Genomic DNA, 26,996 nt, shown 5'->3' with positions numbered 1-26,996 from the left:
GCCTAGTAAATCTAAACCTATTGTCCGCTTCTCTGGACCGGAACCGGAATGGTTCCGCCGTTCAGATCCGCTTCCTGTAATGCGGGCGCCGGTTCCGCTTCAGCTTCTCCGGCGGCCGTCGATTCTGCTCCAGCCATTTCCCGTTCTTCGGCCGCCCTTGCCGACTCGGCCACTGGTGCCGCCTCTTCCTCCGCGGTCGTCACGGCCGGGGCAACCGGCTGCGTCAGCACATTGGGGGCGGGAATGAGGGCCGGCAGTGCTTCGACTTCCTCAGCCGGGACGGGATCCCCTGTCACAGCCAGCGTCTGCAAATCAATGCTTCCAAACGTGGACGAAGTCACCATCCCCAGTTCAGCGGCTTCGGCTGCCAGTACCTGGGGAGCCTGATGGTTCTCCAGCTGCTGGGTCAATGCCTCGTTGCGCTGGGCAAGTTCCGTGCGCTCGTTCTGCAGCTGGACCAGTTGGTACTGGCCGCTGGAAACCGAGATGTTCAGCAGCAGGACTGCTCCCAATCCAAGGATGAGCGCAATGAAACAGAAAATGACAACGGGGGCCCGGCGGCGGCGCCGCACTGCGGGCACCACTGACAGCGGAGTCCTCCGGCGCGGGGCGGGGGTGGCTGCCGGACGAACCGGTACCGGGCTCCAGTCCAGAGCCCTGGCGGTGTTGCCGTGCGTGGTCCGGCGGTGTGCGGCGCTCTCTGCATGGGGCCGGGTCTGTACCTGCGTCATGAATCTGCCCCGTCGGTAGCGATGCGAATCCGTTCCACGGCCCGCAGCTTCGCGGAGGCAGCACGGGGATTTTCGGCAATTTCTTCGTCGGTGGGAACTTCAGTCCCCTTGGTCAGCCGCAACAGCTGCGCCTTGTGCTGTTCCAGTTCCACCGGGAATCCCTTGGGTGCGGAGGACCGGGCACCGGCCGCGAAGACACCTTTCACGATCTTGTCTTCCAGCGAGTGGTAGGACATGACCACCACCCGGCCCCCGAGGTTCAGGACCGAGAGCGAAGCGGGAATGGCACGTTCCAGGACGTCCAGCTCTTCGTTGACCTCGATCCGCAGCGCCTGGAAGGTCCGCTTTGCGGGATGTCCCCCGGTGCGTGCCGCACCGGCAGGCACCACGGTACGGATGGCATCGACCAATTCCCCCGTGGTGGTGAAGGGCTTGCCGGCGCGCGTGGAAACGATCGCCGAGGCAATGCGGCCGGCGAATTTTTCCTCACCCCACTTGCGGATGATGGAAACCAGATCCGCTTCGCTGTAGCTGTTAACGATGTCAGCCGCGGTGCGCCCGCGGCTGGTGTCCATCCGCATGTCCAGCGGTGCGTCGTAGGAGTAGGCGAATCCCCTGTCCCGTTCATCGAGCTGAAGTGAGGACACTCCGAGGTCGAAGAGCGCTCCGTCGATTCCGGTAAAACCCAAATCGCGGACGACGTCGGCGATTTCGTCGTACACGGCGTGCACCAGATCGATGCGGTCTTCGAAGGGCGCCAGGCGCGCTCCGGCCAGCGCCAGTGCCTGCTGGTCCCGGTCAATGCCGATCACATGCAGCTGCGGGAAGCGTGCCAGCATGGCTTCGGTGTGTCCGCCCATACCCAGGGTTGCGTCCACCACCACGGCGCTGCCGTGGTCCGCCACGGCTTTTTCGATGGCAGGCGCCAGCAAATTAATGCAGCGGTCACGCAGCACCGGAACATGCCGTTCCTCGGTAGGGCGTTCTTCGCTCATCTGCTGTCCTTCCGCGTCCGGGACGGCGGCGTAGTTCTTGAATCAGACCCCCATCCGCGCCTCACGCTGCGGCGCCTGGCTCCGGGGAAGTGAAGTCAGGTGCCGGCCTTGCGGGGCGGCTGGAGATCTCATGCAAGAAACCGCTGCATCCGGTCCCTGCGTGGTGGTTGGTTGACTTGGTTAGGTTTGCTGGATCTGTGTCTGCCGGGTAGTGCCATTGACCGCGCAAGCGGTCTAGAAGATTCCGGGGATGGTGTCCTCGTCGGTTTCCGAGAACGCCGTTTCCTGCTCTTCCAGATAGGTCTGCCACGCTGTGGCGTCCCAGATTTCCGCCCTGGTCCCTGCTCCGATCACGGCCAATTCGCGGCCGAGTCCGGCGTAGGCCCGCAGTGCCGGCGGAATGGTAATCCGGCCCTGCTTGTCCGGGACTTCATCTGAGGCTCCCGAGAGGAAGACCCGAATGTAGTCACGTGCCTGGCGTGAGGAAAGCGGAGCTTCCCTCATCTGCTCATGCACCCGTTCAAACTCTTTCTGGCTAAAAACGTAGATGCAGCGTTCCTGCCCCCTGGTAAGGACCAGTCCGCCGGCCAGTTCCTCGCGGAATTTTGCCGGCAGAATGAGCCGCCCTTTCTCGTCCAGGCGAGGTGAATGTGTCCCGAGGAACATCAGTCACCACCTGTCCAAATTGGGAGAAGTTCCTCCTGCTATACCTGCCTTGCTGCCCCTACGCTCTTATGGCCTCCACTTTACTCCACTTCACTCCACAGTCAACGTTCAAGCCACGTGGTTTGCGGCGCGTCGGACCTTTTCTTCCGCAGAATGACGCGGATCAGGCTCGGTGGAGGATCAGGACGCCCGGGGGCGTCCCGGGACGGGGTTCTTTCATCCTTTAGCCACAAAAAAAGACCCGCCTGGGCGGGTCTTTTCTGGAGCCGTGCGGCCCGGGGAGCGAATTGGAGCAGACTCTCCCGTCCCGCCGGTTACTGGTCTCGCTTGCGCTCATCCCATTTGTTTTCCAGATTGCTCATAAAGTTCTTCGGCGCACTCGTCTCGCGCTCCTTCTTGCGTGCCGGCGAGTTTGGCTGCGAGGCCCGCTTGCCGCGCGTCGTCGCGTAGTAAACCCCCGCACCCATGACCAGGAAGCCCAGTATGCCCAAAACGAGGCTGAACGGCGTATCAGAGGCGACGCCTCCGAGCAGCAGCCCGATCCCCGCAATGGCAACCAGCGCGCCAAGCACAATCCGCCTGGTTGAAATGCCCGTGGTTGCCGGGGTTGCCATGGAATTGGCAAATTTGGGGTCCTCGGCGTGTAATTGCTGCTCCAACTGGTCCAGCAAGCGCTGCTCGTGTTCCGAGAGTGCCATTACTGCCTCCTTGCGGTCCGAAATACCCATGTCAAGCAACCAACGATCCCCGTGCCGGGGCGGTTCCCGCCGCCGGCCGTCCCGGAGACCTTAGGTGATCCCCCGGTTAGGCCGGGCAGTTCACCTGGACCGACAATCCGGGCAGAACGCGTGTTGTGCTTACGTTCTAGGATAGGTGGCAATGTGGTCCGGGGAAAGCGGTGGGGACGCTGCCGTGATCCATTCCGCCTAGGGCTTAGCTGCTTTCCTCCGGCGGCGGGCCCGTCCGGCCCGAAGTCCGGCCGGAACGTCCCCGGCGCGCGGGATCCAAAAGCCGGGCAGGCATGACGCCAAGTTCGCCGAACCGGGCATTAATTTTGTCCAGCGCGTCTTCTGCGGACCGCCAGTTGTCGTCGCGGCCGTCCAGTGTCAGCTGAACCGCCGCGCCTTCAGCCGGCTCCAGCCGTTCGGTCCTCAGGCCTATCAGGCGCACGCTCATTCGGCGCGGACCCAAAGCGGCCAGCAGTGCCCGCGACTCTTCATAGATTAACTGAGCACTGTCCACCGGTTCCCGGAGGGTCCGGGTCCTGGTCAGCGTGGAAAAATCCGCATAGCGCAGTTTGAGGGACACTGCGCGGCACTGCAGCCCGGCCGCCCGCAACCGTACTGCCGTCTTGTGTGCCAGGCGCAGCAGTTCCGTATGCAGCGTCTCATCGTCGGACACGTCCCGCGCGAAAGTCTCTTCCGCTCCAATGCTCTTCTCCCGGCGCACCGGAGTGACCGTACGGGGATCTCTCCCCCAGGCCAGCTCGTACACATGCTCTCCGGTGGCTCCGAGCAGGCGCTTAAGAACACTGACAGGTGTGCGGGCCACATCCTCCACGGTGGAAATACCCACCCGTGCCAGCGATTCCCGTGTTTTTGCCCCGACACCCCACAAAGCCGAGACGTTCAGGGTGTGGAGATAGGCCACTGTTTCATCCCGGGGAATCAGCAGCAGCCCGTCCGGCTTGGAGCGGGTGGAGGCAATCTTCGCCACGAACTTTGTGGAAGCAATTCCAACACTGGCAGTGATGCCGAGCTCCGAAGCCACCCGCTTCCGGATCAGCTCTCCGATAGCCCGCGGTGGACCGAGCAGACGCATGGCACCGGCGATGTCCAAAAAGGCCTCGTCAACGCTGAGCGGTTCCACCAGCGGCGTGATGGATTCGAAGATGGCCATGAGGCGGCCCGATACATCACGGTAATCCTCATGGTGAGGCTCCAGGATGACTGCCTGCGGACACAGCCGGAAGGCCTGGGACATAGGCATGGCCGAGTGCACGCCGTAGCGGCGCGCTTCATAGGAAGCGGACAGCACAACAGAGCGGCCGCCCAGTCCGCCCACGATGATGGGACGGCCGGCCAGTTCGGGGCGCTTGAGCAGTTCCACCGACACGTAGAAGGCATCCATGTCCACGTGCATGATGGTGCAGTCGCGGTTTTCGCTGGGGCCGTTGCTCACTCCTTCATGGTAGACAACGGGTCCGACGTTTGTGCTTCGCCTAGACTGGGGACCAGATCCTGACCTCCCATCAGATGCGGATACCCATGAAAAAGCTCCCGATTGCCCTTACCGCCGCCGCCCTGCTCCTGACGGCTGCAGGCTGCACCTCGGATTCAGACACAACAGATGCCGTAACCGGCACTGCTTCCGCTTCGGCCTCTTCAACCGCGGCGCCCTCCCCCTCGGCAAGCGGCCCGTCATCCTCAGCCAGTCCGTCAACCTCGGCCAGTCCGTCAACGTCTGCCGGGGCCTCCGCGTCAGCCGGCAGTACGGCCACCCCGTCAGCAACCTCCACCTCCGGGGCTATTGCAGAAGGCTTTCCCACGGATCTGATTCCCCTGCTCCCGGGATCCACGGCGCTGACCACCAGCTTCGAGGAGACCAGCACCCTCTTCACCGCTTCGCTGAGCGGCAGTACGGATTCCTCCACCGCGGAGATCCTGGCCTTCTACGCCAAGACGTTCTCCGCGCAGGGCTTCACGCCCTCCGATCCGGAAGTACAGGACCCGGCTACCGTGCAGCAGTTTGTCCGTTCCGGCGGTGATGACACAGCCAACGTGACGGTGGTATCCCGCGACGGCAGCTTCTTCTACACCGCCAGCATTAACACACTCCCCGAGTCAGCCAAGTAGGCCCGGCCATGCCAACAGATATTCCCTCACCCGAAGGTGACGCAGCCCGGGAACAGGCCTCGTACCGTGAACACCTCGGTGCGGAACTGGACGCTTTCCTTTCCGAACAGCAGGCAGTGCTCCAGGAAGTGTCCATGGAATCCCTTCCCCTGCTGGATGCCGTCTCGGCGCTGGCCCAGGGTGGCAAGCGCCTGCGGGCATTGCTGAACTATTGGGGCTGGCGCGGTGCCGGCGGAGCCGAACTCGGCCTGCCGGCGGTTCGCTCCGGCGTCGCATTGGAACTGTTCCAGAGTGCTGCCCTGATTCACGATGACATCATCGACCGTTCCGACACCCGGCGGGGCGGTCCCAGCGTCCACCGCCGGTTCAGCACGGCCCACAGCGATGCATCCTGGCATCTGGACGGAACGCATTTTGGCTCCTCCGCCGCCATTCTGGCCGGCGACCTGTGTTTGTCGCTGAGCGAGGAAATGTTCGCCGCAGTGGGGGCCCAGGCAGCGCACGGGACACCTGCACGGCGCATTTTCAACCGGATGCGCACGGAGGTCATGGCCGGCCAGTACCTGGATATCCTCGAGGAAGTTGTCGGGCCCACGCACGAGCCCGAGCGCGCCGTCGTCCGGGCCAGGAACATCCTGCGCTACAAATCCGCCAAATACACCACCGAACATCCTCTGACCCTGGGCGGCGCCCTGGCGGGGGCAACAACCGAATTGCTGGATTGGTACTCGCGGTTCGCGCTGCCGCTGGGGGAAGCGTTTCAGCTGCGCGACGACGTCCTCGGCGTCTTTGGTGACCCGGCACAAACGGGCAAGCCCGCCGGCGATGACCTGCGGGAGGGCAAGCGTACTGTCCTGGTCGCCTACACCTTGGCTTTGGGCGGGCCTTCAGCACAGGAAGCCGTTGCGTCCGGCTTGGGCAGGGAAGATCTGGATGACGACGGCGTGGCCCGGCTGCGCACCCTCATGGAGGACTCCGGGGCGCTGGCCGCCACGGAGACCCTTATTGAGGGCCACACCCACGCTGCCTTCGACGCACTCGATCAGATGCCCGTCGACGATGTCACCCGGGCGGCCCTGCGCTCATTGGCACATGCAGCGGTGACCCGGACCGCCTGACCTTCGAAGAACTCCGGCCTCCCGGTCAGGGCGCCGGATCAGACCGGTTCATCAGGAACAGGGACTTAAGCAAACAGCGGCTCCCGTGTGAAAACGGGAGCCGCTGTTTGTCGTTCAGCGTCTGATATTGCTCAGCGTCCGAATTACCAGCCCAGGGCCTGGGCGCGGCGGCGGATTTCCGTCTTCCGGCCCTCGCGCAGGGCGTCAACCGGGCGCCCCGGCAGCGAGTCATCCGCCGTAAAGAGCCAGCGGACCATTTCGACGTCGTTGTAGCCGGCGTCGATCAGCACGGAGATGGTCCCCTTCAGGCTGTCCAGGACAGCGCCGTCGTCAATGAACGCGGCGGGGATGCTGCGGATTTTGCGGTCGCCAAGCCGTACGGCCACCAGCGCACGCTCTTCGAGCATGCTGTGCACCTTGGTAATGGATACGTTCAGTTTTTCAGCCACATCGGGCAGGGTCAGCCAGTCGGAAACCAGTTCCTCGAGTTCAGTCACTCCCCTAGGTTCCCACGGGAACCCGTCCGCGGGCCAGTTGGAACACGTTGTGGAACCGAAATCGGTGCCCAGCCGGTACTCAGGTACTGCTCTGAGCCTGCGTAGTGTAAATTCGCTTAGGTCACAGAAATAACTTCTGTCACACTCGCACCACTGCACGCAGTGCTTTTCCCGAGTTGCGGTAGAGGCCGCGCCGTTTACAGATGAGGAAACAACCCTTTATGACTGCACAGTCGATTCAGGGAAGCAATTCCCCCCGATCCGCTTCCAGGGGAATGCCCCGCAAACTGAGTGTCGCCGTGACCACCGCTGCCATTCCCGCGGTCATGATGTCGGCGCTCGCCCTTGCTGAACCGGCACAGGCAGTCCCCGCCGCTCCGGACGCCGCGCTCTTCCCGCAGCTGCCGCTCCAGGCCATCAAGAACATGACCGCCGTCACCACTGCCGGTGTTGTGGCCCCGTCGCAGCTCGCCACTCAGATTCCCTTCACCATTCCGGCCGAGTCCAGTGTCCCGGCTACCCACCGCATCGAAGCCGGAGACACCGTAAGCTCCATTGCGGCCCGTTACGGCCTGTCCCTGGATGAAGTGCTGCGGGTTAATAACCTCCAAAGCAGCTCGCTGATCTTCGCCGGCGAAGAACTGCGGCTCCCGGGAGCGGGCACTGCTGCAGCTCCTGCCGCAGCTGCCTCGGTGTACACGGTACAAGCCGGTGACACCCTCAGCGCCATCGCCGCGGACCACGGCGTCAGCTTGGACAGCGTCCTGGCAGCCAACGGCCTGACCATGACCTCCATCATCCGCCCCGGACAGGAAATCTCCCTTTCCACCGGTACGGCTACTTCGGCGGCTCCTGCCGCTGCAGCCGCGCCGGCCGCAACCCATAACGTAGAGGCCGGCGACACCCTGACCGGAATCGCCGCCCGCTACAACATGGGACTGACAGATCTGATGGCCGCCAACGGCATGGATGATTCCACCGTCCTGTTCCCGGGCGACGTCGTCGCCCTTTCCGCCGGGGGTCAGGTCACAACCCTGTCCGGCGCGCCGGTGGAAGCCGCTCCTGCGGATCTGGTTCCCAACACCTTCCTGCACTACACCTACCCGGACCACGTGGTTGCGGACGCCAATGCGAACAAGCACGCGCTCAACAACACGGCAGTTCCCAGCCAGGCGGAGATGCAGCAGATTGTTGCCCAGACTGCCGTACAGATGGGCGTGGATCCCGCCCTGGCCATGGCCTTTTCCTTCCAGGAGTCCGGCTTCGACCAGCGGGCAGTCTCCCCCGCCAACGCCATCGGTGCCATGCAGGTCATTCCCAGCTCCGGTGACTGGGCCTCTGATCTGGTGGGCCGCCAGTTGAACCTGCTTGACCCCTATGACAACGCCACCGCAGGCGTGGCGATCATCCGCTCGCTGCTCCTCACCAGCGACAGCCTGGAGAATGCCGTGGCCTCTTACTACCAGGGCCAGTACTCGGTGACGACCCACGGCATGTTCGAGGACACACGGGGCTACGTTGCCTCAGTGCTGGCCCACCGTCAGTCCTTTAGCTGACAGGCCTGACACCACGCAGGGCAGGGGCCGGATCGGTGTCGATCCGGCCCCTGCCCTTTCGCACACGTAGGATCAAAGAGTGCATGAATCCGTGAATGATCCCCTTGTCGGCACCGTAGTGGATGACCGCTACCGGGTGCTGTCCCGTATTGCCCGCGGCGGCATGTCCACGGTCTATCTGGCCACTGACCTGCGGCTGGACCGCAATGTTGCGTTGAAGGTCCTGTACCCGCATCTGGCTGCGGACCGGGGTTTCCTGGACCGCTTTGAGCGGGAGGCAAAGTCCGCCGCACGCCTGTCCCACCCCCACGTCGTCGGCGTCCTGGACCAGGGTTTTGCGGAAAACCTTGCTTACCTGGTGATGGAGTACGTGCCGGGCAAAACCCTGCGCGAACTGCTGGAAACCAGGACACGGCTCTCCCCCCGGCTGGCCCTCGCCCTGCTCGACGCAGTGGTTGACGGACTGGCAGCCGCCCACGACGCCGGGCTGATCCACCGGGATGTAAAACCGGAGAATGTCCTGCTGGCGGACAACGGCAGCATCAAAATTGCCGACTTTGGCCTGGCCCGGGCGGTGTCCACCAGCACCAACACCGGCACTTTGGTGGGAACGGTCGCCTATCTGGCCCCCGAGCTCGTCACGGGTACCGGCGCAGATGAACGCAGCGATGTGTATTCAGCCGGCATCATGCTGTACGAGATGCTCACCGGCGTCCAGCCTTTCACCGGCACAGTCCCCATCCAGGTTGCCTTCCAGCACGTCCACTCCACGGTTCCCGCTCCGTCGGAATCCTGTCCGGGGCTGGCCGCTGACCTGGACGAGCTGGTCCAGTGGTGCACAGCCCCTGACCCGGACAACCGGCCGGTGAACGGCAGGGCCCTGCTGGGCGAGCTCCGCCACATCCGGACCTCGCTGAGCGACGCCCAGCTGGATTTCCAGTGCCCGGACCCCGATCCTCGGATCAGTGCTGACCACGACCGTGCAACCGGCCAAATTCCGTCCGGATCCGGCGCCTCCGGGGTTTCCGACCCGGACGCCACCACCGCTCTGCCGCGTCCCCCCGCCGGAGCCACCGAGATCGTTTCACCATCCGCTCAGGCATCCGGCGGCGCCGGCGCGTATCCCACTGAGGTCATTTCCCGCAGCGGGAACCAGACCACGGTGTTTCCTGCCGGCAGCCGAGGGGACTCCGGTCCGGATGGCAGGGGCGGAACGGACGAATACGAACCGGAAGACGACGGATCCCCGCAGCGTGCCGCGGCCGGAAGCCGCGCCGAACGGAGACAGGCCCGCCGGGAATTCAAAGCTTCACAGCGTCAGAGCAGCCGCGACGCGCATCGGCCCGAGGTGTCGCTGCGCCGCGGACGTCCCCGCCGCCGCGGCGCGCTTCTGGTCGTGCTGGCTGTGCTGCTCATCGCTGCAGCCGTCTTTACCGGCTGGTTCTTTGGCCGCGGCCCGGGCGCCGTCGTCGCTGTCCCTGACGTAGCCAACGTTTCGCGGGAAGCCGCCGGAGCCCTGCTCAGCGGTGAGGGGCTCAAATACTCCACCAGCGAGATCCATGACGAAATTGTTGCGGCCGGACTTGCCGTGGGAACGGATCCGGATGCCCCGGCGGAAGTCCGGCGCTACCAGCCGGTGACCCTGCTCATCAGCAAGGGACCGGAGTTGTTCGATGTACCCAACGTGGTGCAGCGCACCTTGGAGGCGGCCACCAAGAACATCACGGACGCCGGACTCACGGTGGGAGCAGTCACTGAAGAACACAGTGAATCGGTCGATGCCGGGAAGGTCATCAGCCAGTTCCCTGCTCCCGACACGCAGCTGCGGCGGGACACGGCCGTCAACGTAGTTGTCTCCCTCGGCCCTGCTCCGGTGGAAGTTCCCTCAGTGGTCGGGAAAACCGAGGATGAGGCCATCCAGCTCCTGGAAGATGCCGGGCTCACCGCGGAGGTGCTTCCCGATCGGGTGAACAGCCGGGACATCCCGGACGGGTCCGTCGCCGTGCAGGCTCCGGCCTCGGGACTTGTGGACCGCGGCTCCACCGTGACGCTAACCGTGTCCAAGGGTCCGGTGATGGTGCAGGTTCCGAACGTGGTGCGCCAGTCCCCCGACACCGCACGGGCACAATTGGAGGACCTGGGCTTCCAGGTGCAGATCAGTGAACTGCTGGGCGGGCTGCTGGGCATCGTCCAGTCGCAGGATCCCAGCGGCGGATCCATGGCGCCGGAGGGTTCGATCATTACGCTGCGCGTGGTTTAGGACCGCGGCGGCTGCGCTCAGCTGAACCTTCGTACCAGCGCAAAAAGTGCACGCCCCGCAGGGCGTGCACTTTTTGCGCTGGTAAGGACTACCCGTGCCGTGAAGAGCCGTCAGCTGTTAGTCCTTGCCGGACAGGCTAATCCTTGCGGGACAGGGCACCGGCAACGAGGAACGCCATTTCCAGGGACTGCATGTGGTTCAGCCGCGGGTCACACACAGACTCGTAGCCTTCGAGGAAAGCTTCCTGGTCAACGGGATCCGCGCCGCCCAGGCACTCAGCCACGTCGTCGCCCGTCATCTCCACATGCAGACCGCCGGGGAAGGTCCCCAGCGAACTGTGCACCTCGAAGAAGCCGCGGACCTCGTCCATCACGTCGTCGAAGTTCCGGGTCTTGTATCCGTTGGGTGACGTGACAGTATTGCCGTGCATCGGGTCCGTTACCCACAGGACCTGGGCTCCGGAAGCGGTGACCCGTTCCACCAGCGGAGGAAGCTTCTCGCGGATGTTCTGCGCCCCCATGCGGGTGATAAACGTCAGGCGGCCCGGCTCACGTTCCGGATCAAGCTTGTCGATCAGGGCAAGGGCATCCTCGGGCTTGGTGTTCGGGCCCAGCTTCACGCCAATGGGGTTGCGCACCTTGGAGAGGAAATCCACGTGGGCGGAGTCGAGATCGCGGGTGCGTTCTCCGATCCACAGGAAGTGGCCCGAAGTATCGTACGGACGGCCGGTGCGGGAATCGATCCGGGTCAGTGCCCGCTCGTAATCCAGCAGGAGCGCTTCGTGGCTGGCGAAGAACTCGACGCGCTTCAGCGCCTCGAAATCCGCTCCGCAGGCATCCATGAACCGAACCGCGCGGTCAATCTCGCGGGCCAGCGATTCATAGCGCGAATGCGCGGGGTTGGAAGTGAATCCCTTGTTCCAGTGGTGCACCAGACGCAGGTCAGCAAATCCGCCCTGGGTAAAGGCACGGATCAGGTTAAGCGTGGAAGCGGACGTATGGTAAGCGCGCACCATGCGCGCAGGGTTGTGCTCACGGGATTCGGGGGTGAAGTCGTACCCGTTCACCATGTCACCGCGGTACGCCGGCAGGGTCTGTCCCGCCCTCGTCTCATCGTTCGACGAGCGAGGCTTGGCAAACTGCCCTGCCATCCGTCCCATTTTAATCACCGGAAGGGATGCTCCGTAGGTGAGGACAACCGCCATTTGCAGGATGGTCTTCACCCGGGCACTGATCTTGTCTGCGGTGGCACCGTCGAAGGTCTCCGCGCAGTCTCCGCCCTGGAGCAGGAAGGCTTTGCCCTGGGCCGCTGCCGCCAAACGGTCACGGAGAATGTCCACTTCGCCCGCGAACACCAGCGGAGGCACCATGGACAGTTCGGCAATGGCTGCGTCATAACCCGGGTGATCGCGCCAAGAAGGCTGCTGTGCGATCGGCAACGACCGCCAGTCATCCAAGCCCGGATAGTCCGCCGCACCCTGCCGTGCTGCGGAGGAGGAATCTACTGCGTTGTCAACTGGAGTGTAGGTCACGCCTTTAAGGGTACTGTCTGGACGCCGCCCGGGCAGAAGTGTTCAACCTGCGGGCGTAACCTTGCGAGGCTTCGACGCAATATTGTTCCGCCGCCGGCTACCTCATCCGCCGGACCCGTCCGGGCCGCTGCACGCCGGCTAGCTACCTGCCGGGCCGGGCGGCCGGGCGCGCGCTCCGCCCCGGCAGGTCTCAGGCGCTGTGCGGCTCAGTGTCCTCGGGTTCGATGCCGGCGTCCGCCGGCGGCGTTTTCCGGCGGCCGATCGTGGTGACCGTGCCTGGTTTCCGAAGTGATCGCCGCGTGGGCGGCGGTACGGCTGCAGTCTTCTCCTGCCCGGCTGCCGGTGCCGCGGGGCTGCCTTCGCCGTCGACGCTGGCATCGCCGCCCATGTCTGCGGCTGCCGGGACCGGCGCCGCAGCAGTTGCCGGCGTCGCAGGGCGGGAACGGCCTCCGGGCTGAACCGGCTGCGGTGCAGCCGTTCCGTTGCCAGCGCCGGCCTCACCGGAACGCGTTGCGCCGTGGTCGCTTCCAGGCAGGCGCACCGCCGCGCTGCGCGCTTCGGACCCCTTGGAGACCTTGCGTGCAGCAGCCTGCTTTTCCTTCATGGTGCTGGCATACACATCCACGTATTCCTGACCCGAAAGCCGCATCAGTTCGTACATGATCTCGTCAGTCACAGAACGCTGGATAAACCGGTCATTCTCCATACCCGCGTACCGGGAGAAATCCAGCGGCTCGCCCACAATGATGCCAATGCGGCGGATATTGGGGATCTTTCGGCCGATCGGCTGGACCTTGTCCGTTCCGATCATGGCGACGGGAATCACCGGCACACCGGTCTTCAACACCAGCTTGGCCACCCCGGTCTTGCCGCGGTACAGCCGGCCGTCAGGGCTGCGCGTTCCCTCGGGATAGATGCCCAAAAGACCGCCGTTCTCCAGCACGTCCACGCCGGCGTTCAGGGAACTTGCCGATGCGGCACCGCCGGATCGGTCCATCGGCAGCTGATTGGTGAGCCGGAAGAAGGCGGCGGTGAGCTTGCCCTTGAGTCCCTTCCCGGTGAAGTACTCGGACTTGGCCAGAAAACTCACGGGGCGCGGCACCGCAAGCGGCAGGAAGATCGAATCGGAGAAGGACAGGTGGTTGCTCACCAGTACAGCCGGCCCTGTTTCGGGCACGTTGTCCATGCCTTTGACCCAGGGCCTGAAGAGCAGATTGACCACCGGCCCGATGAAAATGGTCTTCATCACCCAATAGAACACGTAGCCAGCTCTCCCGTCCGGACATAACAAATCAGGGACCCGGTTTGGTTTCCCACCTCCTACTCTATGCGCCCACTTGCCCCGGCTGTATTTAGGCACTCGGACGCGGCGCAACTTTGAGCGCTGCAGGGGTGGAAAAGCCGGTCCCGGATGCAACCATAGAGATATGACTTCCCCACCGGGCGCAGCCGCCTTTTCCAGCGACGGGCAAGGCGCAAACGCCGCCACAGGTGTTCTCCTGAGCCATGGGTTCACCGGCTCTCCGGTCAGCATGGCGGCTTGGGCACGGCACCTTGCGGACCAGGGGTACGCAGTGAGCCTTCCCCTCCTCCCCGGGCACGGAACCACCTGGCAGGATCTGGCACGCACCCCCTGGGAGCGCTGGTATGAAAGCTACGACGGCGCTTATCAGCAGCTTGCCGGCCGCACTGACCGCGTTGTTGCCGCCGGGCTGTCAATGGGCGGAACGCTCGCCCTGCGGCTCGCTGCCCACCGCCCGGTGGCCGGGGTGGCGGTGGTGAATCCGGGCCTGACCATTGATGATCCGCGGGCGCGGTACTCCGGACTGCTCAAATATGTACTGCGGTCCGTGCCTGCCATTGGCAACAACATCAAGCTCGCGGGCCAGGACGAGGGCGCGTACTCGCGGACCCCCGTGGGCGGCGTCCACCAGCTGATGCGGCTGTTCAGGGACACGACGGCGTCCCTGCCGAGGATTACCGCGCCGGTCATTGTCTTTCGTTCCGCAGTGGACCCGGTGGTCCCGGAATCCAGCATGGATGTTCTTCGCCGGCATCTTGGCAGCGGTTTGGAGGTGGTTCCCTTGGAAAACAGCTACCATGTGGCCACCATGGACCACGATGCACCCTTAATTTTTGACCGTTCCCACCAGTTCATCCAAAGAATCAGCGCAGGTGCTGCAGCATGAAAGAACGTGAACCGGAGCGCAACGAATCCACCGACGAGGCGGTTTGGCTTGACCTCGTTTCGCGGCTGCAGAACATGCCGGCCGATGAAACCCACGGTGGACGGTCTGCGCCCAGTCCTCCCGGAGCAGCAGGCGTAGACGGACCGAAGGATGAACCGGCTGCCGGGGACAGACACGACACAGGGGGAACCAGCGGCCTCGGTGAAGCAGACAGCGGCCCGGCTGCTGCCGACGGTGCCGGCGGCGGTCCGGTTCCCCGGTCCGCCGCGGAGCGCACGCGCGCCATTTTCGAAAACCAGCCTTTCCGGACAGTTCCTCCCCGGGGGCCGCGCGACTACGACGAACCGGAGGAACTCGAATCCGAGGGTGAGTTTGTGCCGCCGGAACCGCCGCCGTTCAGCACGGGTGAGCCGCTGGTGGTCCTGGCCTGGACGGGTGCGCTCGGCGGACCGATCCTGCTGCTGCTGTTTGCCATGTTCTGGCGGGGTGCGCCGGTGGCCGTGATTCTGGGCGTGATCGTGCTCTTTGTGGCTGCGGCCGGTTATCTGCTCTTCCGGCTGCCCCAGCACCACGACGACGACGGCGCAGCCGTCTAGCACACGGTCCCGCCGCCGCGTCCAACCCCGGAACGGGGCAGCCGTCGTCAGCGCCGGGCGGCAATCCGCGACAGGTCCGCTGCCCCGATCATTCCTGCAGCGGGCCCCAGGGCTGCCAGTTCCAGGCGCGCGGCCGGGCGGAACCCCCGTCCGGTCAGGTTTCGGGCAAAGGACCGCCGGGCAGGCTCCAGCAGGAGGTCCCCGGCCGCGCTCAGTCCGCCGCCCACCACAAACATCCCCGGGTCCAGGGCAGCAGCCAGGTTTGCCAGGCCAAGGCCCAGCCACTGGCCCACCTCTTCCAGCAATTCCACGGATGCCTGATCGCCGTCGAGGGCCATTTTGGTGACCACGGCGCCGGTAATGTCGCTGATGTTTCCGTCCACGGCACGCAACAGTTCCTGTGCCACCGGAGAGTTGGCCGCTGCCAGTTCACGGGCCTCACGTCCGAGGGCATTGCCGGAGGCATACTGTTCCCAGCAGCCGCGGTTCCCGCACTCGCAGCGCTGTCCCCCGGGCATGATGATTTGGTGGCCGAATTCCCCGGCCACGCCAAAACGTCCACGCTCCAGGCGGCCGTCCATGATCATTGCGCCGCCTATGCCGGTGCCGAGCGTGACACAGACCAGCCGGCTCTGCCCCAGGCCGGATCCGAACCGCCATTCGGCCCAAGCTGCACCGTCGGCGTCGTTGACCAAGTAGACACGCCGACGCAGCAGCCGTTCGAGGTTCTCCCGCAGGGGCTCGTTGCGCCAGGCCAGGTGCGGGCTGAAAAGTACTGTACTTCCGGCCAGGTCCATCCAGCCTGCAGCACCGATGCCCACGGACCAGACATGGTGGTTGGCAGACAATTCGGCCACCAGGTCCTCGATGACCGACTCGACTTCCCGCGGATCCTGTCCGGGCGTTGATCGGCGCGCCTCCGCGAGGACCCTGCCGTCGCCGTCGATGAGGCCGGCGGCAACTTTGGTGCCGCCAATGTCGATCCCGATGGCCAGCCCGCGCCGGCGCATCCGGTTGGGCAGCCGTATGGGCCGGCGTGCGGGAAAAGGTTCAGTTCCGCGGCGCTGCCACGGGATGGGTGACGAACGGGGTACGGGCGCTGGGGTTACGGGTGGCATCAATAGTCCATTCTATTCGCCGCTGCCCACACTCTGAAAGCGTTATTGGTTCGAGAAGTTACCGTCCGGTACTTAATGTGATCCACGTTATAGGCTGTTCGGTAATGTCTGCGTAATCGTCCGCGGGGCAGCCGGATATCAAAGGAGCTATCGTGCGTGAATACAGTGTTCCCCCTCTGGTGGAGTCTCCGCTGGAGTCCAACACCACCGATCTATTGCTGGAGCAGGCGGCCAAGCCCTCCAATCCGGCCCTGTTCTCGGTGCCGGGAGCGGACGGAGCGTGGGCCCCCATTACCGCCACTGAGTTCCTGAAGGATGTCCGGGCACTGGCCAAGGGGTTTGCCGCTTACGGTGTTGAGCCGGGTGACAGGGTGGGCATCATGGCCCGCACCCGGTACGAGTGGACACTGGTGGATTTCGCCCTGTGGTTTGCCGGGGCGGTCTCCGTTCCGGTTTACGAGACTTCCTCACCGTCCCAGGTCGCCTGGATTCTTAGCGATTCGGGTGCTGTGGGCGTGGTTGTCGAAGCTCCCCGGCATGAGAACGTGGTCCGCCAGGCAGCCGTGGAGGAGGATCTGGCCGCTGTAAAGAACGTCTGGCAGATCGATGGCCCGGGGCTCGATGAGCTCCGGACGGCCGGAACAACGGTGTCGGACGAAGACCTTGAAGCGCGCCGCGCCAAGGCCACTCTGGACGACACCGCCACGATCATCTACACCTCCGGAACCACGGGCAGGCCCAAGGGCTGCGACTTGACGCACGGCAACTTCGTGAATCTGTCCCGCAACGCCGCCGCCGCCCAGCCCGAGGTGTGCCGCGAGGGCGCCCGAACCATCATGTTCCTGCCGCTGGCCCATGTGTTCGCGCGATTCATCTCAGTGTTGTGCGTGACCGCCGGCGCCACCGTGGGCCATACCCCGGACGTGAAAAACCTGCTTCCTGACCTGCAGAGCTTCCAGCCGGACTTCCTGCTGGTTGTCCCCCGCGTCTTCGAGAAGGTCTACAACTCTTCCATGCTCAAGGCCGAAGACGGCGGCAAGGGCAAGATCTTCCATGCCGGAGCCAAGACGGCCATCGAATGGTCCAAGGCAAAGGAAGCCGGCAAGGTCCCGCTGAGCCTCAAGGTCAAGCATGCAGTCTTCGACAAGCTGCTCTACGGAAAGATCCGCACTGCCATGGGCGGACAGGTCAAGTACGCGATCTCGGGAGGCGCACCGCTGGGTGAGCGGCTCGGCCACTTCTTCCACGGAATCGGCGTGACGGTGCTGGAAGGTTACGGGCTGACCGAAACCACCGCTCCCGTAACCGTCAACACCCCCAAGCTAACCAAGATTGGCACCGTTGGCGCGCCGCTGCCCGGCAACGCTGTACGCATCGCTGACGACGGCGAGATCCTGGCCAAGGGCATCAGCGTGATGAAGGGCTACTTCAACCGCCCGGACCTCACGGCTGAGAACTTCACGGACGGCTGGTTCCACACCGGTGACATTGGCCAGCTGGACAGCGACGGCTTCCTGAAAATCACCGGACGCAAAAAGGAAATCATCGTCACCGCCAGCGGGAAGAATGTGGTTCCGGCGCTGCTGGAAGACAGAATCCGCGCCGATGCCATTGTCTCCCAGTGTGTCCTGGTGGGCGATCAGCGGCCTTTCATCTCGGCCCTGATCACCTTGGACGAGGAGGCCCTGCCGGGCTGGCTGGAACGGCACAAGCTGCCGGCCGGGACAACGGCAGCTGCAGCGGGCGAAACAGAGCAGCTGCAAACCGAGATCCAGGCGCTGGTGGACCGGGCCAACAAGCACGTATCCAAGGCCGAAGCCATCAAAGTGTTCCGGATTGTCCCGACTGACTTCACCGAAGCCAGCGGACACCTGACGCCGTCCATGAAGATCAAGCGCGCCCAGGTTCTGAAGGATTTTTCCGCCGTGGTGGATGAGATCTACAGCGGCCAGAAAGTGTAACTGAGCGATACAGATGCAGGAGGCCGGTCCGGGGATACCCCGGCCGGCCTCCTGCGTGTTGCGGTGAAGTTCTTGCGCCGCTCGCGGCCCTTAGTCGTTTTTGCCCGTCTTGAGGGAGAGCAGGGCATTCTCCACGACTTCGGTCAGGGCGGGATGGATCCAGTACTGGCCGGACGCCATGGACGAAGCATCCAGCCCGAAGGACATGGCCTGGATCAGCGGCTGGATCAGCATGGACGCTTCATGGCCCACAATGTGGGCGCCAAGGAGCTTTCCACTCTCTTTTTCGGCCAGCAGCTTCACGAAGCCAGTGCTGTCTTCCATGGCCCAGCCGTAGGCGGTGGACCCGTACTCCTGGACGGCCAGTGCCAGTTCCACTCCCCGGGCCTCCGTGTCCCGGCACGCTTCCTCCTCCGTCATTCCCACGGAGGCGATCTGCGGACTGCTGAAGACAGCCGAGGGAACAAAGCGGTGGTCGCTGGCCAGCAGATCGCCGGGGTGCACCAGGTTGTGCGCCACCGTGCGCGCCTCATGGTTGGCAACGTGCTTGAGCTGGAAGTCGCTGCTGACATCGCCGAGCCCCCACACTCCTTCAACCGGTTTGCCGTCCTTGAGCACACGCTGGAACTCGTCCACCACCAACCGTCCATCGGGGCGCAGGTCAAAACCGGCCGCTTCAACGCCGAGACGGTCGGTGTTGGGCACGCGTCCCGTTGCCACCAGGACCAGGTCGATGTCGAGCGTGCTTTCCCCCTCGGGCCCTCCCAGGGAAGCCTGCACGGATCCGTCGGGATTCTCCACCAGAGACCTAACCTCAGTGTTCAGCCGCACATCCCACTGTTTGGAGGCTGCCTCGGTGAAACGCTCGGATACGGTGGCATCCATTGCGCGCAAAAGGGGGCCGGACCGGGCGGCCATGGTGACTGTGGAGCCGAACGCGGAAAACACGAAGCCAAACTCGGCGGCAATGTAACCGCCGCCGATGATCAGGATCCGCTCAGGAAGTTCGGGGATGCGCATGACTGTGTCGGAAGTATGCACCTGGGGCAGGCTGATGCCGGGAATGTCCGGCAGCACCGGCCGCGATCCGGCCGCCACGACAATCTGGTCGGCTGTGATGCGCCGGCCGTCATCAGTCTCCAAAGCATGCTCGCTGGTGAAGCGGACGTAGCTGTCGTAGAGAGTGACGTTTTCCAGTTCATCTGCCCGGTAGCTGCGCCCGCCGGCGGAAATCGCGTCAATGCGGGTAAAGATGCGGTCGCGGATATCCCGCCAGTGCACCTTGTCCAGGGTCAGGTCCACCCCCAGACGGGCGGCGTCGGTCCCGGTTGCTGCCAGCTGCGCGGGATAGACGTACATCTTGGTGGGAATGCACCCCACGTTCAGGCAGGTCCCGCCAAAGGTGCCGCCGTCGATCACCGCCACTTTCCTGCCGTCCCAGTCTGGCGTGATCAGGGAGTTGCCGGAGCCTGAACCAATAATGGCCAAATCAAAGTGAGTCACGGGTCCAGTCTAGGGCGCAAAAAGGCCCCGTGATCCGTCAGCGGAATCACGGGGCCTTTCACAGGAGCTACTGGCCGCGGGTTAGCCGTCGCTGGGCTCAATCACCACCAGGAGATCTCCACCCTGCACCTGTTCGACAGCCGAGATCGCCAGCCGGGCAACCGTTCCGGCAACCGGCGCCGTGATGGATGCTTCCATTTTCATGGCTTCGATGGTCGCCACGGTTTCACCTGCCGCCACTTCGTCCCCCGCCTTTACGGTGACGGTGACGGCCCCGGCAAACGGAGCCGCGACGTGACCGGGATTGCCCGGGTCCGCCTGCTCGGCAACCTTGACGTCGGATTTCACGCTGCGGTCGCGGACCAGCACCGGCCGCATCTGTCCGTTGAGCGTGGTCATCACGGACCGCATGCCCTTTTCGTCCGGGTCGGAGACCGCTTCCAGGGTGGCGATCAGGCGCACACCCTTTTCGAGTTCAACCACGTGTTCGACACCCTGCTGCAGTCCGTACAGGTAGTCGCGGGTGTCCAGCACGGAAACGTCGCCGTAGGTCTCGCGCACGGTGGCGAATTCCTTGGCCGGGCCGGGGAACAGCAGCCGGTTCAGCGTTTCCCGCCGGGTGGCCGAATCCCCTGCGAGGCCGGCGCGGTCCACCTCGGTGAGTTCGGCGTCGCGCACCTTGATGTTGCGCCCCTGGAGGGCCTTGGTCCGGAAGGGTTCCGGCCATCCCCCGGGCGGGTTGCCCAGCTCGCCGCTGAGGAATCCGATGACTGAGTCCGGGATGTCGAAGTTCTGCGGGTTCTCTTCGAAGTCTTCAGGCGACACATTGCTGCCGACCAGCTGCAGGGCCAGATCGCCGACAACCTTGGAAGACGGGGTGACCTTGACCAGCCGGCCCAGGATGCGGTCCGCCGCGGTGTACATGTCTTCGATGGCCTCGAACCGCTCGCCCAGCCCAAGGGCGATGGCCTGCTGGCGCAGGTTGGAGAGCTGTCCGCCGGGGATTTCGTGCTGGTAGACCCGGCCGGTGGGTCCGGCCAGACCGGATTCGAACGGAGCGTAAACCCGGCGCACCGCTTCCCAGTACGGCTCCATGGCACTGACAGCGTCCAGGTCCAGGCCGGTGTCGCGGTCGGTATGAGCCATCGCTGCCACCAGGGCGGAGGCGGAGGGCTGGCTGGTGGTGCCGGCCAGGGATGCAGTGGCCACGTCAACCGCGTCCACACCCGCATTGGCCGCAGCCAGCAGGGTGGCGAGCTGTCCGCCGGCGGTGTCGTGGGTGTGCAGGTGCACGGGCAGATCGAAACGTTCACGCAGGGCGGCCACCAGCTTGGCTGCGGCGGCGGGCCGCAGCAGTCCCGCCATGTCCTTGATAGCCAGGATGTGGGCTCCGGCGTCGACCATCTGCTGGGCCAGGTCCAGGTAGTAGTCCAGCGTGTACAGCTTCTCGTTGGGATCCAGCATGTCCGCCGTGTAGCACAGGGCCACTTCAGCAACTGCCGTGCCGGTGGCCCGGACGGCGCGGATGGCCGGTTCCATCTGTTCTACGTCGTTAAGGGCGTCAAAGATGCGGAAGATGTCGACGCCGGCAGCGGCCGCTTCCTGGACAAAGGCTTCAGCCACTTCGGTCGGATACGGGGTGTATCCCACCGTGTTCCGGCCGCGCAGGAGCATCTGGATGCAGATGTTCGGCAGAGCCTTGCGCAGGGACGCCAACCGTTCCCAGGGATCCTCGCCCAGGAAGCGGAGGGCGACGTCGTAGGTGGCACCGCCCCAGGCCTCCACCGACAGCAGTTGGGGCGTCAGCGCGGACACTGCGGGCGCAGCCAGCAGCAGGTCACGCGTGCGGACCCGGGTGGCGAGCAGCGACTGGTGCGCGTCCCGGAAGGTGGTGTCCGTGACGGCCAGCGCCTGCTGGGCGCGCAGCTCTGCCGCGAAACCCTCCGGGCCAAGCTCCTCCAGCCGCTGGCGCGAGCCGGGCCGGACTTCCGGCAGGTTGGCCGGCAGCTTGTCCGCGGGGTCGCTGTGGACGGGGAGCTCTCCGTGCGGCTTATTCACCGTGGTGTCGGCCAGCCAGTTCAGCAGACGTGAGCCGCGGTCTGCGGAGCCGCGGGCGCTGAGCAGTTCAGGACGTTCCTCGATGAAGGAGGTTGCGACGTCGCCGGCAATGAAGTCCGGGTCATCGAGGACGGCCTGCAGGAACGAAATGTTGGAAGAGACGCCGCGGATGCGGAACTCGGCCAGAGCCCGCCGGGCACGGTTGACGGCGGCCGGGTAGTTGCGGCCGCGGCAGGTGAGCTTGACCAGCATGGAATCGAAGTGCGGGCTGATGTCGGCGCCGGCATAGACAGTGCCGCCGTCAAGGCGCACCCCTGCGCCGCCGGCGGACCGGTAGCCGCTGATCTTTCCCACGTCGGGGCGGAACCCGTTAGCCGGGTCCTCCGTGGTGATACGGCACTGCAGAGCAGCGCCGCGCACCCGCAGTTCATCCTGGCGCAGGCCAAGGTCCTCCAGTGTCTCGCCGGCCGCGATCCGCAGCTGCGACTGCACCAGGTCGACGTCGGTGATTTCCTCGGTAACCGTGTGCTCCACCTGGATGCGGGGATTCATTTCGATGAAGACGTGCTGTCCGGCGCGTTCTCCCACCGTGTCAACAAGGAACTCAACCGTGCCGGCGTTTTCATACTTCAGCGCCTTGGCGAACTTCACGGCGTCCCGGTACAGGGCCTGCCTGATGTTCTCGTCCAGGTTGGGCGCCGGAGCGATTTCAATGACCTTCTGGTGGCGGCGCTGAAGGGAGCAGTCCCGCTCGAAGAGATGGATAACGTTGCCCTCGCCGTCGGCCAGGATCTGGACCTCGATGTGACGGGGGCGCAGCACTGCCTGTTCCAGGAAAACGGTGGAATCACCGAAGGCGGTGTCAGCTTCACGCATGGCTGCGTTCAGCGCCTCAGGCAGGTCCTTGGCGGTGTCCACGCGGCGCATCCCGCGGCCTCCGCCGCCGGCAACAGCCTTCACGAAAATGGGGAACCCGATGTCCTCGGCTTCAGCGAGAAGCTTTTCCGGGTCCGAGCTGGGCTGCGTGGAGCGCAGGACCGGGATGCCGGCTTCCCGCGCGGCATTAAGGGCATGGACCTTGTGTCCGGCCAATTCAAGGATGTCCGCGGCAGGGCCCACGAAGGTGATGCCTGCTTCCTTGGCCGCCCGGGCCAGCTGCGGGTTCTCGGAGAGGAAGCCGTAACCCGGGTAAATGGCGTCACACCCGGATTCCTTGGCAACGCGGATGATCTCATCCACGTCCAGGTACGCACGGACGGGGTGCCCCTCCTCGCCAATCAGGTACGCCTCGTCAGCCTTCTGCCGGTGAATCGAGTTGCGGTCCTCCTGCGGAAACACAGCTACCGTCTTGGCGCCCAGTTCATAAGCGGCCCTGAAGGCTCGGATCGCGATTTCACCGCGGTTGGCTACCAATATCTTCGAGAACATTGCGCTCCTGCATCGTTGCGGGTTGACGGCAGCTCGAAAGCGCTGCACTCTTCCGTGATTCTAGACCCGGCACTTCCGGCAGCAGCCAGGAAAGTGTTCCGGATCACCGTAAGTATTCTGCCTATTCTCCGCCACCCTGCAAAACCAGCGCTGCAGGAGTTACCTCCGGGCGTCACATAGAATGAGACAGCAGCCTCACAAGGGCCCCGCTCGTGATCCCTAGACACGTTAGGTTTTGGTTCAACAAGTGCAAGTAGTGAGCATCAGCAGTCTGAAGGGCGGCGTGGGCAAGACTTCCGTGACGCTTGGGCTGGCGTCGGCTGCACTGGCAGCAGGAATACCCACCCTCGTAGTGGACCTGGATCCGCACGCGGATGCGACCACCGGCCTGGGCGTCACAGCGGCAGACAAACCCGGCATCGGCGAAATGCTCAAGAACTCCCGGCGCGCCCAACTGGGGGACAACGTTGTTCCCAGCGGCTGGGTGGCTACTGACCGGCGTGCCAAGAACTCCGATCCCAAACACCGCCCTGTCCTTGACGTCGCCATGGGGTCCGCGTTTTCCGGCATCTATGACCGCCCGGATTTGGGCCGCAGGGACCTCAAACGCCTCTCCACCCTCCTGTCCCGTGTCAGCGGCTACGGACTGGTCCTCATCGACTGCCCGCCGTCACTGAACGGCCTGACGCGCATGGCATGGACGGCCAGCAACCGTGTCCTGCTGGTGGCGGAACCCGGACTCTTTTCCGTAGCAGGAACAGAACGGACAATGCGGGCACTGGAACTGTTCCGCAGGGAATTCGCCCCCAACCTTGCCCCTGCGGCGATCATTGCCAACCGGGTGCGGTCCGGTTCCAACGAGCACACCTTCCGGCTCGCCGAGATGAAGCAGATGTTCGGCGATCTGTTGCTGAGCCCCACTATTGCGGAGCAGGCCAACTGGCAGCAGATCCAGGGGGCTGCGCATTCCGTGCACCACTGGCCCGGGGAATCGGCCAAGCAGGCCGCAGGCACCTTTGATGCGTTGCTGAAGAACATCGTGGAAACCGGCAGCGTCCGCAACCGCGTTATCCGCCGGGCGGGCTAAGCACCCGCCGGGTGACTACCCGCCTGCCTGTTGGAGTTAATCAACTAACGCCGCCAGCCCCTTAGGGCCGGCGGCGTTAGTTGTAAGGAATAAGTCAGTAAGAAATAAGCAGCAACAGGCACCGTCTGAAACGTGCCCGTCCTGCGGAATCCGGCCTGTTTAGCTGATCTTGCGGGCAGTCCGGCGCTGGCTCAGTTCATCCCCGGGAAACTCGTGCTCGCTCACGTGCTCGCTGGGCAGCTGGGCCAGGCTTCCCTCGACTTCGCGCCAGACGCGTCCAACGGCGATTCCAAAAACGCCCTGTCCGCCCTGCACCAGGTCGATAACTTCGTCTGCCGAGGTGCACTCGTAGACACTGGCGCCGTCACTCATCAGCGTGATCTGGGCCAGGTCTTCGACACCGCGCTCACGCAGGTGTTCAACGGCAGTTCGAATCTGCTGGAGGGAAACGCCCGTGTCCAGGAGTCGTTTGACAACTTTGAGGACCAGAATGTCGCGGAATCCGTAGAGCCGCTGCGTACCTGAGCCCGCAGCACCCCGCACAGCGGGTTCCACGAGGCCTGTACGCGCCCAGTAGTCGAGCTGGCGGTAGGTGATCCCGGCCGCCTTGCAGGCTGTCGGACCGCGGTAGCCGGCGTCCTCGTCGAGAACGGGCAAATCCTCGGTGAACAGCAAGCCCTGGGCTCCGGGAACCTTGCCCGGCGCAGCGGCGTGGATGTGCTCGCCGGCATTGCCTTTCGGACTCACTTGTGCCTCCTTGTAGCGGTTCCCGGTGGGGGGGTCCGCACGGGACGCGGAGACGACGGGAACGACCATCTTCAGTGTGCCCCGCTGAGCCGCTCAAGGGAAGAAACCACGAATAGATCATGTGAATAAACCATGGGCTAATTCATGGGCCAAACCCGGGAGTGAGAAGAGCGGAGATCCGTGCATTGGGAACTCTATGCTTCGACGTTAGATCTGACCACGTCCAAGGTCAAAGATGCCCGCTCTTTTTCTCAAGGCGTGTCGGCTCAGCGCTCGAAGTCTTCGGGTTCAACGTCCGCCAGGAACTCACGGAATTGAAGCAGTTCCTGCTCGGCGTTCTCCTGTTCCTCCTCTGCGGGATCCTCGTCTGTTGCCTCAGCGATCCGCACCCCGGCTTCGTCAAGGACTGCGTCAGCGCAGAAGATGGGACAGGGGGCCCGCAGGGCCACTGCAATCGCGTCGGATGCCCGGGAACTCACAGTGACGCCGTTATCGAAAACAAGCTCGGCGTAAAAGACCGTGTCCTCGACGGAGACGAGCCGGACCTCACTGACAGTGCGGCCCAGCGCACCCACCACCGAGGCCAAAAGGTCATGGGTCATGGGTCGCGGAGGAACGATTCCCTGCTGAACGAAGGCTATGGCGCTGGCCTCCGGGGCCCCGATCCAGATCGGTAGGTGGCGCTCACCGTTGATCTCCTTGAGCAGCACGAGGGGCTGGTTGGACGGGAGTTCGATCCGCACGCCCACAACTTCGACTTCGCGCATGCTCTTCAGCTTTCCATTCGTGCGATGTGCCCGTTCACCAGGGCACTGTGCAGGTTGAGGCAGAGATCACTGATTTCCCGGGCTGTCTCCGCGGCCCGGGCTTTGGACGCAACATCGCGCCGGGAAGCCAGCGGTGCCACCACGCTTTCAACCAACCCCAGCTCACGGTCGGCCGCGGCCCGGAACGGACGCAGGTGCCTGGGCTCAATCCCGTGGGACTGCAGCTTCGCGCAGGCACGTGCAACCTTCAACGCATGTTCGTCATAGAGACCGTTCTCTGAACTGTTGTCGGGGGCTGCAATGAGGCCGTAATTGGCGAGGCTTTTCACCAAATCAGCCGATGCACCGGATTCCCTTACGAGCTCATTGAAGGTCAGCCCGCGGGCGAGCGTACGGGCAGAGAGCTCCCCCGCCAGCTGCTCGGACACCGCACGCGGAGTCAATGACATGCCGCCGGGCAGCGATTCGGGGCGCTCTCCCCGGTCAATGGCGTCCAGGTAGTCCTTGATGACCTTCAGCGGCAGATACTGGTCGCGCTGCAGCGCCAAAACGAACCGCAGCCGCTCGACGTCGGCCGTGGTGTATTTCCGGTAACCGGCTGCCGTCCGCTGCGGCGTCACCAAACCCTTTTCCTCCAGGAAACGGATCTTGGACGCACTGATTCCGGGGAAATCGGTGCTGAGTTCACCCAGCACCTCCCCGATATTGAGCACACGGCCGCGCAGGCGCTCGTTCCCCGTGCCAAGGGTCCGCCTGATGGGCTGTGATGCTGACATACCTGGTACCTATTCCCTCAGTGTTCCCGTGGACGTCCGGCCGGACACTTCTGTGCCGGTGTTACCTACTGCTTTGCGGCAGTTGGCCGTGCAGCGTAGAAAGTCAGCCGGAACTTGCCGATCTGGACCTCATTGCCCGTACGCAGCAGCAGGGAATCCACACGGTCATTGTTCACGTAGGTGCCGTTCAGGCTCATCGAATCCACCACGCGGAATCCTTCGGGAGACCGGCGGAACTCCACATGCTTGCGGGAGACCGTCACGTCATCAAGGAACACATCCGCGTTTGGATGGCGCCCGGCTGTTGTCACATCCTGGTCCAGCAGGAATCTTGCCCCGCTGTTGGGTCCTGAATGCGCTATCAGCAGTGCCGATCCTGCAGGCAGTGCGGCAACTGCAGCCCGTTCATCTGTGCTGAGCTTGGGCTCGACAGTCGTATCGCTCTGCGGCGGCAGACTGATTGTAGTGGTGTCCTCGGCGCCCAATTCACGCCGTTCTCCGCTGTGGCCGGCGTTGTTGTCCTCGCGCGCCATGTTCCATCCTCCCCAAAAGATGCG

The 26,996-nt window shown here is 64.2% G+C and carries 22 protein-coding genes and 1 pseudogene; 8 read left to right on the top strand and 15 right to left on the bottom strand.

Annotated features, from left to right (window positions below):
- Positions 1 to 17: 17 nt before the first annotated feature.
- From ftsL to dinB, 5 genes are all read right to left on the bottom strand, one after another.
- Complete coding sequence (gene ftsL, locus KG104_RS06805; RefSeq protein ID WP_207346535.1) at positions 18 to 731, bottom strand: cell division protein FtsL; 714 nt, start codon at positions 729 to 731, stop codon at positions 18 to 20.
- A complete protein-coding gene (gene rsmH, locus KG104_RS06800) occupies positions 728 to 1,726 on the bottom strand; it encodes a 16S rRNA (cytosine(1402)-N(4))-methyltransferase RsmH (RefSeq protein ID WP_104160758.1) in 999 nt (332 codons plus the stop codon). The genes ftsL and rsmH overlap by 4 nt, the downstream gene beginning before the upstream one ends.
- Before the next feature lie 234 nt (positions 1,727 to 1,960).
- Positions 1,961 to 2,392 carry a division/cell wall cluster transcriptional repressor MraZ gene (gene mraZ / locus KG104_RS06795; protein ID WP_104054701.1) on the bottom strand — a complete coding sequence of 144 codons (432 nt, stop codon included), beginning with the start codon at positions 2,390 to 2,392 and terminating at the stop codon, positions 1,961 to 1,963.
- Between the two features lie 314 nt (positions 2,393 to 2,706).
- The gene (locus tag KG104_RS06790; protein WP_104054702.1) at positions 2,707 to 3,090 is read right to left on the bottom strand and encodes a DUF3040 domain-containing protein; all 384 of its coding nucleotides are present in this window, start codon (positions 3,088 to 3,090) and stop codon (positions 2,707 to 2,709) included.
- 235 nt (positions 3,091 to 3,325) lie between these two features.
- Positions 3,326 to 4,573 (bottom strand): DNA polymerase IV, encoded by a 1,248-nt coding sequence (gene dinB / locus KG104_RS06785; protein ID WP_258059943.1) that lies wholly within the window; start codon positions 4,571 to 4,573, stop codon positions 3,326 to 3,328.
- Between the two features lie 86 nt (positions 4,574 to 4,659).
- Between dinB and KG104_RS06780 the strand changes: the two genes are divergently transcribed.
- Together KG104_RS06780 and KG104_RS06775 are read left to right on the top strand one after the other, a co-directional pair.
- Positions 4,660 to 5,247, top strand: coding sequence for a hypothetical protein (locus KG104_RS06780; RefSeq protein ID WP_207346534.1), 588 nt, complete (start codon positions 4,660 to 4,662; stop codon positions 5,245 to 5,247).
- Positions 5,248 to 5,255: 8 nt separating this feature from the next.
- Positions 5,256 to 6,365 carry a polyprenyl synthetase family protein gene (locus KG104_RS06775; RefSeq protein ID WP_207346533.1) on the top strand — a complete coding sequence of 370 codons (1,110 nt, stop codon included), beginning with the start codon at positions 5,256 to 5,258 and terminating at the stop codon, positions 6,363 to 6,365.
- 143 nt (positions 6,366 to 6,508) lie between these two features.
- On the opposite strand, the gene KG104_RS06770 is transcribed toward KG104_RS06775, so the two are convergent.
- Positions 6,509 to 6,862 carry an Rv2175c family DNA-binding protein gene (locus KG104_RS06770; protein WP_104054705.1) on the bottom strand — a complete coding sequence of 118 codons (354 nt, stop codon included), beginning with the start codon at positions 6,860 to 6,862 and terminating at the stop codon, positions 6,509 to 6,511.
- 275 nt (positions 6,863 to 7,137) lie between these two features.
- Here KG104_RS06770 and KG104_RS06765 point away from each other — a divergent pair, with 275 nt between their 5' ends.
- On the top strand, positions 7,138 to 8,418 hold the full coding sequence (locus KG104_RS06765; protein WP_237686791.1) for a lytic transglycosylase: 1,281 nt from the start codon (positions 7,138 to 7,140) through the stop codon (positions 8,416 to 8,418).
- A gap of 91 nt (positions 8,419 to 8,509) precedes the next feature.
- The gene (locus tag KG104_RS06760; protein ID WP_237688686.1) at positions 8,510 to 10,678 is read left to right on the top strand and encodes a Stk1 family PASTA domain-containing Ser/Thr kinase; all 2,169 of its coding nucleotides are present in this window, start codon (positions 8,510 to 8,512) and stop codon (positions 10,676 to 10,678) included.
- A gap of 136 nt (positions 10,679 to 10,814) precedes the next feature.
- On the opposite strand, the gene KG104_RS06755 is transcribed toward KG104_RS06760, so the two are convergent.
- Together KG104_RS06755 and KG104_RS06750 are read right to left on the bottom strand one after the other, a co-directional pair.
- Positions 10,815 to 12,209, bottom strand: a complete 1,395-nt coding sequence (locus KG104_RS06755) for a class II 3-deoxy-7-phosphoheptulonate synthase (RefSeq protein WP_104102953.1) — start codon at positions 12,207 to 12,209, stop codon at positions 10,815 to 10,817.
- Positions 12,210 to 12,812: 603 nt separating this feature from the next.
- Positions 12,813 to 13,470 (bottom strand): annotated as a pseudogene (locus tag KG104_RS06750) (lysophospholipid acyltransferase family protein); the annotation flags it as partial.
- A 166-nt stretch (positions 13,471 to 13,636) separates the two neighbouring features.
- On the opposite strand from KG104_RS06750, the gene KG104_RS06745 reads away from it, so the two are divergent.
- Together KG104_RS06745 and KG104_RS06740 are read left to right on the top strand one after the other, a co-directional pair.
- Positions 13,637 to 14,398: an alpha/beta hydrolase gene (locus tag KG104_RS06745; RefSeq protein WP_207346530.1), complete on the top strand. Its 762-nt coding sequence runs from the start codon at positions 13,637 to 13,639 to the stop codon at positions 14,396 to 14,398.
- Positions 14,395 to 14,994: a hypothetical protein gene (locus KG104_RS06740; RefSeq protein ID WP_104160750.1), complete on the top strand. Its 600-nt coding sequence runs from the start codon at positions 14,395 to 14,397 to the stop codon at positions 14,992 to 14,994. The genes KG104_RS06745 and KG104_RS06740 overlap by 4 nt, the downstream gene beginning before the upstream one ends.
- A 47-nt stretch (positions 14,995 to 15,041) precedes the next feature.
- Here KG104_RS06740 and KG104_RS06735 read toward each other — a convergent pair whose 3' ends face one another.
- Positions 15,042 to 16,112: an ROK family glucokinase gene (locus KG104_RS06735; RefSeq protein ID WP_104160749.1), complete on the bottom strand. Its 1,071-nt coding sequence runs from the start codon at positions 16,110 to 16,112 to the stop codon at positions 15,042 to 15,044.
- 152 nt (positions 16,113 to 16,264) lie between these two features.
- On the opposite strand from KG104_RS06735, the gene KG104_RS06730 reads away from it, so the two are divergent.
- The gene (locus KG104_RS06730) at positions 16,265 to 18,073 is read left to right on the top strand and encodes an AMP-dependent synthetase/ligase (protein WP_207346529.1); all 1,809 of its coding nucleotides are present in this window, start codon (positions 16,265 to 16,267) and stop codon (positions 18,071 to 18,073) included.
- A 90-nt stretch (positions 18,074 to 18,163) separates the two neighbouring features.
- Here KG104_RS06730 and KG104_RS06725 read toward each other — a convergent pair whose 3' ends face one another.
- Both KG104_RS06725 and KG104_RS06720 read right to left on the bottom strand, forming a co-directional pair.
- The gene (locus KG104_RS06725; RefSeq protein ID WP_207346528.1) at positions 18,164 to 19,576 is read right to left on the bottom strand and encodes a mycothione reductase; all 1,413 of its coding nucleotides are present in this window, start codon (positions 19,574 to 19,576) and stop codon (positions 18,164 to 18,166) included.
- Between the two features lie 81 nt (positions 19,577 to 19,657).
- Complete coding sequence (locus tag KG104_RS06720) at positions 19,658 to 23,062, bottom strand: pyruvate carboxylase (protein ID WP_207346527.1); 3,405 nt, start codon at positions 23,060 to 23,062, stop codon at positions 19,658 to 19,660.
- Positions 23,063 to 23,309: 247 nt separating this feature from the next.
- Here KG104_RS06720 and KG104_RS06715 point away from each other — a divergent pair, with 247 nt between their 5' ends.
- A complete protein-coding gene (locus tag KG104_RS06715; RefSeq protein ID WP_104054716.1) occupies positions 23,310 to 24,149 on the top strand; it encodes a ParA family protein in 840 nt (279 codons plus the stop codon).
- Between the two features lie 159 nt (positions 24,150 to 24,308).
- Here KG104_RS06715 and KG104_RS06710 read toward each other — a convergent pair whose 3' ends face one another.
- From KG104_RS06710 to KG104_RS06695, 4 genes are all read right to left on the bottom strand, one after another.
- The gene (locus KG104_RS06710) at positions 24,309 to 24,896 is read right to left on the bottom strand and encodes a MerR family transcriptional regulator (protein WP_104054717.1); all 588 of its coding nucleotides are present in this window, start codon (positions 24,894 to 24,896) and stop codon (positions 24,309 to 24,311) included.
- Positions 24,897 to 25,162: 266 nt separating this feature from the next.
- Positions 25,163 to 25,663 carry a bifunctional nuclease family protein gene (locus tag KG104_RS06705; protein WP_207346526.1) on the bottom strand — a complete coding sequence of 167 codons (501 nt, stop codon included), beginning with the start codon at positions 25,661 to 25,663 and terminating at the stop codon, positions 25,163 to 25,165.
- A 5-nt stretch (positions 25,664 to 25,668) separates the two neighbouring features.
- A complete protein-coding gene (ftsR, locus tag KG104_RS06700; RefSeq protein WP_104054719.1) occupies positions 25,669 to 26,439 on the bottom strand; it encodes a transcriptional regulator FtsR in 771 nt (256 codons plus the stop codon).
- Between the two features lie 65 nt (positions 26,440 to 26,504).
- Positions 26,505 to 26,972 (bottom strand): FHA domain-containing protein, encoded by a 468-nt coding sequence (locus KG104_RS06695; RefSeq protein WP_104054720.1) that lies wholly within the window; start codon positions 26,970 to 26,972, stop codon positions 26,505 to 26,507.
- Positions 26,973 to 26,996 lie beyond the last annotated feature (24 nt).

Origin of the sequence: Arthrobacter sunyaminii (assembly GCF_018866305.1) — a bacterium.
Classification (GTDB): domain Bacteria; phylum Actinomycetota; class Actinomycetes; order Actinomycetales; family Micrococcaceae; genus Arthrobacter_B; species Arthrobacter_B sunyaminii.
Note: the sequence above shows the minus strand (reverse complement) of the source record. Positions and strands in the feature narration are given on the sequence as shown.

Bases quoted from the DNA above. Each gene is read 5' to 3' on its own strand.
- ftsL (WP_207346535.1), bottom strand. From the start codon at position 731: ATGACGCAGGTACAGACCCGGCCCCATGCAGAGAGCGCCGCACACCGC.
- rsmH (WP_104160758.1), bottom strand. From the start codon at position 1,726: ATGAGCGAAGAACGCCCTACCGAGGAACGGCATGTTCCGGTGCTGCGT.
- mraZ (WP_104054701.1), bottom strand. From the start codon at position 2,392: ATGTTCCTCGGGACACATTCACCTCGCCTGGACGAGAAAGGGCGGCTC.
- KG104_RS06790 (WP_104054702.1), bottom strand. From the start codon at position 3,090: ATGGCACTCTCGGAACACGAGCAGCGCTTGCTGGACCAGTTGGAGCAG.
- KG104_RS06780 (WP_207346534.1), top strand. From the start codon at position 4,660: ATGAAAAAGCTCCCGATTGCCCTTACCGCCGCCGCCCTGCTCCTGACG.
- KG104_RS06775 (WP_207346533.1), top strand. From the start codon at position 5,256: ATGCCAACAGATATTCCCTCACCCGAAGGTGACGCAGCCCGGGAACAG.
- KG104_RS06765 (WP_237686791.1), top strand. From the start codon at position 7,138: ATGCCCCGCAAACTGAGTGTCGCCGTGACCACCGCTGCCATTCCCGCG.
- KG104_RS06745 (WP_207346530.1), top strand. From the start codon at position 13,637: ATGACTTCCCCACCGGGCGCAGCCGCCTTTTCCAGCGACGGGCAAGGC.
- KG104_RS06740 (WP_104160750.1), top strand. From the start codon at position 14,395: ATGAAAGAACGTGAACCGGAGCGCAACGAATCCACCGACGAGGCGGTT.
- KG104_RS06735 (WP_104160749.1), bottom strand. From the start codon at position 16,112: ATGCCACCCGTAACCCCAGCGCCCGTACCCCGTTCGTCACCCATCCCG.
- KG104_RS06720 (WP_207346527.1), bottom strand. From the start codon at position 23,062: ATGTTCTCGAAGATATTGGTAGCCAACCGCGGTGAAATCGCGATCCGA.
- KG104_RS06705 (WP_207346526.1), bottom strand. From the start codon at position 25,663: ATGCGCGAAGTCGAAGTTGTGGGCGTGCGGATCGAACTCCCGTCCAAC.
- ftsR (WP_104054719.1), bottom strand. From the start codon at position 26,439: ATGTCAGCATCACAGCCCATCAGGCGGACCCTTGGCACGGGGAACGAG.
- KG104_RS06695 (WP_104054720.1), bottom strand. From the start codon at position 26,972: ATGGCGCGCGAGGACAACAACGCCGGCCACAGCGGAGAACGGCGTGAA.